We start from the raw sequence: 9,060 nt of genomic DNA on the forward strand, positions 1-9,060 counted from the left end.
GCGAGAAAAATACTTTCATAACCGCGTATTTGACAGCATCGATACGCTCGAGAATCATTTGGTTAGTGCATTATGTAATCTCGAAAATGCCCCGGCTTTAATCAAAAGTATAACCGGCTGGGATTGGATTATTAATGCAGTTTCTAGTGCAAATTAGAATTACTGGATGACCAAGCATTGAATCTCTTATAAATGGAATTCCAGCATCCAAACACCTCAGGTAAGTCTCGCCACGGACAACCAACCCGCATTCGGTATAGCATACCTTCTACTGTCATGCGCAAATTGCGCTTGTTATAAATCGCTTCTTGAAGCAGAATTTTCTCCAGCTTCGACCAGAACTCATCGCTGAGCATCAATCGGGGCATCGCAAACTCGTTTTATCGGTGGTGTGAGAACACCTCAATATTACGAGTTTGCTTCTATTTATGAAATACTTATCTCAAAACGTCAACAGACCCTAAGTAACACCCCCCCCAAGATCATAAATAAACCATCTCTATGCCTTTATCACAGTTTTAAGCGATATTTATATTCTTTTCTAGCTTATCTTTGATATTCTTTCCTTGCTATCTATTTCATCTGCCTTGCTTCTGCATTCAGCTCGCCCCTATATCTAAACTTTCCTTACAATTTTTTCACATTCTTTCAGGTAAAGTTTGAAGCCTCTGCTCCTGTTATATAAAACGGAAATCGCAGGTTTATTACTATGAGATTAGTTCAGTAACTAAAACAATCTTAGTTAATCGGATTAATTACTTTTTATTCAATAAAAATAAAATATTAGGAGCGGTTTCAGTTTATTATTAAAAATACCTATGATAGAGTTTTTGTGTGTATCAAAATAAATTTTTAAGCAATTTTATTTAGTGAGGAGAATTTCAGAATGAAAATAAAGACTGCTAATCTGATGATGATAATTTTTTCGATATCGCTTGCGATTGGCTTATTAGGCTGCCAACCGAGAGGCAAAATTGTAGATGCAAAACAAAGCCAATCAGAAGCTGAGGAGAAAGGGGGGAAGAAAGCTGAGAAGAAAGCTGAGAAGAAAGCTGAGCCTGAAATAATCGCAGATTCCACGAAAGGTACGCCAGAATCATTTCCAAGTGATAGCGAGGAAATTTCTAAAGAAACAACTATATCAGTTAATCAAACCATTGATACCATGCCAAATGAATTAATTGAATCTGAAAACTCATCATTAGCATTCATAAATGAAACTCAGTCGTTAGCAAAAAAATCAGAGCAGCCAATTGAAAAATATGAAGATTTGAGCGAAGTTGTCAAGGCAACCCCTGAATTAATTCGTAAAGTTCAATACGCTCTAGCTGATGCTGGATTTAATCCTGGTGCAATTGATGGAAAAAGTGGGGCTAAGACTATAACTGCATTGAAAAATTTTCAAAAACAGAACAATCTTACAGTAGGTCAGCTAACTAAAGGAACGCTGCAAAAGCTTAATGTATCCTATCAATAGGTTTTGACAAGAAATTTGTTTCAATACAGACTGGAAAAAGATGGCTACAGATTATTCTGAAAGCATCTCTCTCAAATTAGAGAATTAATTCATTATAAAGATCTATTTTTCCAGTCTGTATCTTCATAATTATTAATTGTCACTAATTAATTTAATTGTAAGAATTTCTAGCGTTGTTTACAGTATTGTGGAGAATACTGTAAATGAACATGCACAAACATATAAGACTTACGCCACTTGACCGTCAGGAGCTGTGGCAGCTTTACCAGACTCGCTGCTGGAAAGTGTCCCAACTTGCCGAACGCTTTCGAGTCTCAAGGCCCACGATCTACACCGTTCTCAAACGGGCGAGGCTCAAGGAGTTTGTTCCCCCGCGACAGTACCAATCAACGTTTTAAAATAATCCAGTACGGTCTCAAACGCTTGGCCAAAGTCGAGCAGTCCATCCAGGAGCGCTTGAAACGCGAGGCAAAGCGTTATAACAAGTCTGATCCCGGCGAACTCGTGCATTTCGATACTAAACGCCTGCCTTTACTCAAAGGCCAATCACCCACCCAACCCAGGGAATACCTGTTTGTCGCAATTGATGACTTCTCCCGAGAACTCCATGCAGCCATCCTGCCCGATAAAACCCGGAATAGCGCCGCCTGGTTCCTCACCGAAACCGTTATCGCCCAATGCCCTTATCAGATCGATTATGCTTATTCTGATAACGGCAAAGAATATAAAGGTACTGACCGCCATGCTTTCGTTAAAACCTGCAAAGCGCACGGCATCGGCCAGAAATTCACTCAAGTCAATCGACCCCAAACCAACGGCAAAGCTGAACATGTTATCCGCACCTTGATGCAGATGTGGCATGACAAGACCAACTTTAAAGACTCCATCGACCGGCAAATTCAACTCGGCCGCTTTATTAACTTTTATAACACTGTCAAACCACATAAAAGTTTGAATAACTCAACTCCTTATGAAATACTCCAACATTATTTCAATCAACCTCTCTGTAAACAACCCTGAGATTTCTTACAATTTAATATATAAATATGATGATCAGATTTTTATATAAATTTAGGAATTAGAAGAATTAATATTTTTATTCTAGAATCGTTGCTTTGGTTTATAAAATATACATGCTAGCATATCGATACCTAATAGAATAATGACAAATAGAATAGCGATTTTATTTTAAAATATTTTTATTCATAATTATTATTAAGCTGTGAATTACATTGAGACTTTTTTCTTTTTATAAAAAAGAAATGGTATTACATTAATTAACCAGAATAAGAAAACGATAGAAAGATAGTGTTCAATTTGTGAACAAGTTGGTAATTCCTATTTTATCGTGAAATAAAAAATAAAATTAGTACTAAAAAATAGCGGAGAGAAATTAAATGGGCATTCCTTTTTTACAAAAATACCGTGTTGGTAGTTATATATTAAAGCAGAAGATTCAAGGTAATAAACGTTATCCTTTAGTACTAATGTTGGAGCCTTTATTTCAATGTAATCTGGCATGTGCAGGTTGTGGCAAGATTGATTATCCAGATGATACTTTACGACGCCGAATGAGCGTACAAGATTGTCTAGCAGCCGTTGATGAATGTGGCGCACCCGTCGTCTCAATCGCTGGTGGAGAGCCACTCATTCATAAAGAAATGCCACAGATTGTAGAAGGTATTATCAAACGAAAAAAATTCGTCTATTTATGTACCAATGCACTATTACTAGAGGATCGAATGGATGATTATCATCCTTCGCCGTATTTTACTTTTTCAATACATCTTGATGGCAACAAAGAACGTCATGACACATCAGTTTGTCGTGAAGGAGTTTATGATAAGGTAATTCCGGTTATTCAAGAAGCTCTCAAGCGCGGCTTCAGAGTCACAGTAAACTGTACGCTCTTTCAAAATGAAACGGCAGAAGAAGTTGCAGAATTTTTTGACACTGCTACTGAATTAGGAGTAGAAGGGATCAATGTATCCCCAGGATTCAGTTATGAACATGCTCCGCGCCAGGATGTTTTTTTGCAGCGATCAGTTAGCAAGCGCCTTTTTCGCTCAATCTTTCAAGAAGGGAAAAAAAGAAAGCAGGCATGGAGATTCAATCACTCCAGTCTTTACTTAGATTTCCTCGCAGGCAATCAAAATTATCAATGCACTGCATGGGGTAATCCCACACGCAACCTCTTTGGTTGGCAACGACCTTGTTATTTATTGGTAGATGAGGGTTATGCAGCCAGCTTCCGTGAATTAATGGAAGAAACAGATTGGGATAAATACGGTGTAGGCAATAATCCCAAATGTGCTAATTGTATGGCTCACTGTGGATTCGAGCCGACCGCGATTAACGATACATTTGCTCACCCCCTTAAAGCACTGCGCGTAAGCCTTCGTGGACCACGTCTTGATGGGCCTATGGCACCCGATCCTTCACAAAAGAACTTAATCTCCCCTAAAGTTAATGCCTCGCAGAAGGAATTTCCAATACCCGTAGTAGTTGAACAAAAAACAAATACCTCAACCACTTCATCAAGCAATCTAACTCGCTCTGATAAATAGCATAGAATATCTCATTTGTGACTTAATTATATAAAGTAGCAAAGGATAGCGCTTTTACTCTGAATTAATTCTGAGGAGTTTGATTTAAATAGGATGATGATAGAGCTTGCAATATATTTAGCTTTTGTAGGTACTTTTCTTTGGTGGATGATAGTGCTGGTTCCTTGGCGACCATGGGATACACAAGAGTCTTTAGAGTCAACAAATGATGAAAAGCTACCTTTAGATGATATTACAGTGCTTATTCCCGCACGCAATGAAGGATTGCTTATCAAGCAAACATTGGATGCACTAAGCACACAAGGCTTAAATCTACAAATCATCGTTATAGATGATCAGTCGGATGATGACACTGCTGAGCAAGCACAGAATTGGGGGGTAACAGTATTATCTGGCACACCGCCGCCAGCTGGCTGGAGTGGGAAATTATGGGCATTGGAACAAGGATTAAGCAAAGTTCGTACACCCTACACTTTATTACTGGACGCAGATATTACACTCACTCAGGGAATTGTTACCACTTTACTTAAAAAAGCGCGCGAAGAGAATCTAGCATTTGTATCTTTAATGGCAGAACCCTCTCTTCACCGTTTTATTGAACGTCTGCTGATGCCTGCCTTTGTGTTCTTCTTTAAACTACTTTATCCCTTCCGGCTTGCTAATAAACCTGGGTCACGAGTTGCCGCTGCAGCTGGCGGATGTATTCTGGTCAAGACTAACGTATTGCGGACAATAGGAGCATTTGCCAGTTTGCGGGATGCATTGATTGATGATTGTACGCTGGCATCCCGCATCAAGCACGCTGGTTTGCCCACTTGGATCGGCCTTAGCCATTCTGCTCGGAGTCATCGGGGTTATGATGATATGAAAACAATTTGGAATATGGTAGCACGAACAGCTTATACACAACTACATTACTCTCCCTTATTGCTTTTTGCTTGCACACTGATCATGGTAAGCATGTTCTGGTTTGCCCCGTTAGTATCCTTATTCTTTCCTTTAAATACAATTGTAATTATTACTGGCATATTAACGTGGATTGCCATGATCATTGTTTACCTGCCAATTTTACGTTATTACCAGCGCTCCATGCTTTCGGTAATGGCACTTCCTATTATCGGTACTTTGTTTTTACTGATGACATGGACTTCAGCATTCCGATTCTGGCGTGGTGAGCGTGCTCAATGGAAAAATCGTCGATATGAGATCTCTGCTTGAATTTAGAAGCATCAAATATGTCTTAATTACACTCATCTTACTGTCATTGGCTACTGTGGCCAGGGCTCAAGATTTCCAATCCGACACCCCAGAACATGTCATCCAGGGATTACAGGAAACATTCATTCAGACGATGAAAAAAGGAGACGAGCTAGGTTATCGCGGCCGCTTAGAGCTCATGACACCTGCCATCAATCGCTCGCATGATATGGATACCATAATACGTTCAATACTGGGGGCTAATTGGAACAAACTAGATGGGAAGCAACAACAGAAAATCTCTGAAACCTTCCGTAAACTCAGCATTGCTACTTATGCTGAAAGGTTTAATCGTTATGACAGGGAACGTTTTGAAATTATAGAGCAGCGCTTGTTGCCGCGTGATCAGATATTAGTAAGAAGTAAATTGATTCAGGCGGATGGTAATTCCATAAACTTTGATTATGTATTGCATCAAAGCAAAGAAGGATGGCTCATTATTAATATTCTAGTGGATGGTGTCAGTGATCTTGCCATGAAGCGGGCTGAATATAATGCAATCTTAAAACGAGATGGTTTCGAAGCACTGATCGCGATGCTTGAGCAAAAAATACTTCAAACAGAGCAGAATTAGCATAGCAATGAAAGAACTGAGTATGTGAGCAAGGAGCATGCAGGGATAAGCGCATGAAGAGTAGAATTTGGAACATATCAATTTAGCTTGGCAAAAGAGACAGCATTGGTCAGTCCTGCAATGTGCTTATATAGTTACTTATTCAAAACTTACTTAAGTTTGATGCATCCACCATGGCTCAAATCACTGACAAAAGTCGCCAATCGCACAGAAAATCGCGATAGTGTTCATCCGAATCTGACTCCTCTAATGATGAAACTCTTTTTAAGAACCGCTTCATCATAAGGAATTTAGTTTCCTTTTACAGCTTTTCTTATGTTGAACTCACGTTAATATTAATACTAGAACGAGCGATCAACTGAAGAATCTAGGTTAATAGAATTGGTAATTTCTTACCTTTTCAAATGGATCAATCACAAACAACACTTCTCAAGTGCATCAATCATCATTCCTGCTACGTTAAATCCAGTCTGATTGGTAATTTCCTGCATTCCGGTTGGACTCGTAACATTGATTTCGGTCAATGAGTCACCAATTACATCAAGCCCTACAAGCATCAATCCTTGTTTATATAATTGCGGACCTACTGTATTTGCGATTTCAAGATCGCGTTCGGACAATGGTTGAGCTATACCAATGCCACCAGCAGCAAGGTTGCCACGGGTTTCACCTGGCTTGGGTTTGCGAGCAAGTGCAAAGGGAACGGATTTTCCAGCAATAAGTAAAATGCGCTTGTCACCTTGACTGATTTCGGGTAGAAAACGCTGCGCCATAATGGTGCGTGTGCTGTAATGAGTAAGCATTTCAAGAATAACGCTAATATTATGATCAGCGCTATGAATACGAAATACACTCGCCCCTCCCATTCCATCAAGTGGTTTTAATACAATATCTTTATGCTCATCAAGAAACTCTCGAATCAGAATCTCTTGTCTGGTTACTAGAGTGGGTGGAATAAATTGAGAAAATTTCGCAATGGCAAGCTTTTCATTATGATCACGTATACTTCTTGGGCTATTGACAACAAATGCGCCTTGCTGCTCAGCAAGCTCCAATAGATAAGTACTGTACACATATTCCATATCAAATGGCGGATCTTTGCGCATTAATACCACATCAAATTCTTGGAGCGGTATTGCTTCTGACAGACCTTCTTGGTACCAGCGAGATTTTCTGTCTTTTTGATTAGTTAAGGTCAATTTCCGTGAGAATCCGGTCACTAACTTATCTCTCCAGACAATGTCTCCTTGCTGCATGACAAATAGTTGATGATCGCGGCCAACAGCTTCACGCATCATGGCAAAACTTGAGTCTTTGTCAATTTTAATTGAGTCCAGTTGATCCAGTATGAAAGCGAGCTTCATTGAATGTTAGTTCTGCAATGTTTCTAAAGTTTGGTTAGGAGGCATTGTTATGTGGCGCTCTAATTCTAGCGAAGCCGCCAGTAATGCTAGCCGTGCTACTACACCGTAGGCATAAAACCGGTTTGGCGCGGAATCCGGAAGAGCAGCATGGTTAGGTTGCACACAGGAAGTATCAAAAGCTAACGGTACAAAATGCATACCCGGAGCATTTAAATTTTCATCAACACCTCTTCCTGTATGAACACGATAAAAACCTCCCACTACATACCGATCTATCATGTAAATAACAGGTTCGGCAACTGCCTGATTGATGCTCTCAAAAGTATACACACCTTCTTGTACCAGTACGTGTGTAACCGATAAGCCTTCTTTGGTTATTGCCATTTTATTGCGCTGCTTACGATTGAGTTTATACACATCCGCACTATCTTTAACGGTCATAATACCCATACCATAGGTACCAGAATCAGCTTTAACAATAACAAAAGGTTTTTCTTTGACGCCATACTGAGTGTATTTCTCCTGGAGATCTTTCAGTATTTCATCAACTGCTGCAGCAACACAATCCTCCCCTTTTTTCTCACGAAAATCAATTTTGCCACAGGAGCCAAAATAGGGATTAATTAACCATGGGTCGATTCCAATCAGTTCGGAGAATTCTTGAGCTACACTGTCATACATGGAAAAATGCTGAGACTTTCTGCGTGTCGACCAACCTGCATACAATGGCGGAATGACGATCTGATCAAGATCCTTCAAAACTTCTGGAATACCACTCGAAAGATCATTATTGAGTAAAACAGCGCATGGTTCGAAATTTGCCACAGACAGCCTATTATTCTTGCGTTGTATCGGCTCTAATACCAAAGTATTCCCATCAGGGAGGTGAATCGTCGTCGCACTAGTAATTTCTGGCAAGAGGGAACCAACACGAACATGCATGCCCGCATGCCTCATAATGTCTTGCAGTATAGCAACGTTCTGCAAGTAAAAAATATTACGAGTATGATTTTCCGGTATAAGCAATATGCTATGTGCATCAGGGCAAATTTTCTCAACAGCAGCCATCATGGCTTGAACGCATAGCGGTAAAAATTCTGGATTGAGATTATTGAATCCACCAGGAAAAAGATTGGTATCAACCGGTGCAAGTTTAAACCCGCTATTGCGCAAATCTACAGAACAATAAAAAGGAACGGTATGTTGTTGCCATTTGCCACGCAACCAATGTTCAATAGCAGGCATTGCTTCAAGAACACGTTTTTCCAGTTCGAGAATTGGGCCGCGTAGCGCAGTTGTTAGATGAGGAACCGGCATGAAATATATGTATTTAAAAATAATACATTATAACATTACAAGTGATTCGAGCTAATCATTGCCATTGGAGCGAGAATATTCAGCCATGAGATCATGGAAAAAACACAGGCATCTCTGCAATCGTATTTTTCCAGCCTTAAGGACGCAGGCATTTGGATACAGCTAGGGTCTGTTGACGTTTTGAGATAAGTTATTCCATAAATAGAAAGCAAACTCGTAATATTGAGGTTCTCACACCACTAATAAAACGAGTTTGCGATGCCCCGACTGATGCTCACTGATGAGTTCTGGCCGAAGCTGGAGAAGATTCTGCGTCAAGAAGCGATTTATAACAAGCGCAATTTGCGCATGACAGTAGAAGGTATGCTATACCGAATGCGGGTTGGTTGTCCGTGGCGAGACTTACCTGACGTGAGTTCGACATAAGAATCACAACCCTACAAGTGGAAGAGCTTGAGTGAATCTGATATTAAGTGAAGGTTTCTTCTCGCGGAACGTGTAAGC

The 9,060-nt window shown here is 40.0% G+C and carries 7 protein-coding genes and 2 pseudogenes; 6 read left to right on the forward strand and 3 right to left on the reverse strand.

The genetic code is table 11. From position 1 onward, the window contains the following. Positions 1-161: 161 nt before the first annotated feature. Positions 162-368 (reverse strand): annotated as a pseudogene (locus BLV54_RS13670) (transposase); the annotation flags it as partial. Positions 369-886: 518 nt separating this feature from the next. On the opposite strand from BLV54_RS13670, the gene BLV54_RS13675 reads away from it, so the two are divergent. The 5 genes from BLV54_RS13675 to BLV54_RS13695 all read left to right on the forward strand — a co-directional run bounded on the left by BLV54_RS13675 (position 887) and on the right by BLV54_RS13695 (position 5,875). After that, on the forward strand, positions 887-1,477 hold the full coding sequence (locus tag BLV54_RS13675) for a peptidoglycan-binding domain-containing protein (protein WP_090572180.1): 591 nt from the start codon (positions 887-889) through the stop codon (positions 1,475-1,477). A 294-nt stretch (positions 1,478-1,771) separates the two neighbouring features. Beyond that, positions 1,772-2,497 carry an integrase core domain-containing protein gene (locus BLV54_RS13680; RefSeq protein ID WP_218132411.1) on the forward strand — a complete coding sequence of 242 codons (726 nt, stop codon included), beginning with the start codon at positions 1,772-1,774 and terminating at the stop codon, positions 2,495-2,497. 377 nt (positions 2,498-2,874) lie between these two features. Further along, entirely contained in the window at positions 2,875-4,044 is a 1,170-nt protein-coding gene (gene hpnH, locus BLV54_RS13685; RefSeq protein ID WP_090572181.1) for an adenosyl-hopene transferase HpnH, read from the forward strand. A 93-nt stretch (positions 4,045-4,137) separates the two neighbouring features. After that, positions 4,138-5,262: a glycosyltransferase gene (locus BLV54_RS13690; RefSeq protein ID WP_256329514.1), complete on the forward strand. Its 1,125-nt coding sequence runs from the start codon at positions 4,138-4,140 to the stop codon at positions 5,260-5,262. Beyond that, positions 5,246-5,875, forward strand: a complete 630-nt coding sequence (locus BLV54_RS13695) for an ABC transporter substrate-binding protein (RefSeq protein ID WP_090572182.1) — start codon at positions 5,246-5,248, stop codon at positions 5,873-5,875. Before BLV54_RS13690 ends, BLV54_RS13695 begins: the two co-directional genes overlap by 17 nt. A 413-nt stretch (positions 5,876-6,288) precedes the next feature. Here BLV54_RS13695 and gshB read toward each other — a convergent pair whose 3' ends face one another. Further along, positions 6,289-7,239, reverse strand: coding sequence for a glutathione synthase (gene gshB, locus BLV54_RS13700; RefSeq protein WP_090572183.1), 951 nt, complete (start codon positions 7,237-7,239; stop codon positions 6,289-6,291). Positions 7,240-7,245: 6 nt separating this feature from the next. After that, positions 7,246-8,556, reverse strand: coding sequence for a glutamate--cysteine ligase (gene gshA, locus BLV54_RS13705; RefSeq protein ID WP_090572184.1), 1,311 nt, complete (start codon positions 8,554-8,556; stop codon positions 7,246-7,248). Between the two features lie 258 nt (positions 8,557-8,814). Between gshA and BLV54_RS13710 the strand changes: the two are divergent. Continuing rightward, a pseudogene (locus BLV54_RS13710) lies at positions 8,815-8,964 on the forward strand (transposase); the annotation flags it as partial. Positions 8,965-9,060: the final 96 nt, after the last annotated feature.

Origin of the sequence: Nitrosomonas sp. Nm33 (assembly GCF_900107265.1) — a bacterium.
In the GTDB taxonomy this organism is placed as follows: domain Bacteria; phylum Pseudomonadota; class Gammaproteobacteria; order Burkholderiales; family Nitrosomonadaceae; genus Nitrosomonas.

Bases quoted from the DNA above. Each gene is read 5' to 3' on its own strand.
- gshB (WP_090572183.1), bottom strand. From the start codon at position 7,239: ATGAAGCTCGCTTTCATACTGGATCAACTGGACTCAATTAAAATTGAC.
- hpnH (WP_090572181.1), top strand. From the start codon at position 2,875: ATGGGCATTCCTTTTTTACAAAAATACCGTGTTGGTAGTTATATATTA.
- BLV54_RS13690 (WP_256329514.1), top strand. From the start codon at position 4,138: ATGATGATAGAGCTTGCAATATATTTAGCTTTTGTAGGTACTTTTCTT.
- BLV54_RS13695 (WP_090572182.1), top strand. From the start codon at position 5,246: ATGAGATCTCTGCTTGAATTTAGAAGCATCAAATATGTCTTAATTACA.
- BLV54_RS13675 (WP_090572180.1), top strand. From the start codon at position 887: ATGAAAATAAAGACTGCTAATCTGATGATGATAATTTTTTCGATATCG.
- gshA (WP_090572184.1), bottom strand. From the start codon at position 8,556: ATGCCGGTTCCTCATCTAACAACTGCGCTACGCGGCCCAATTCTCGAA.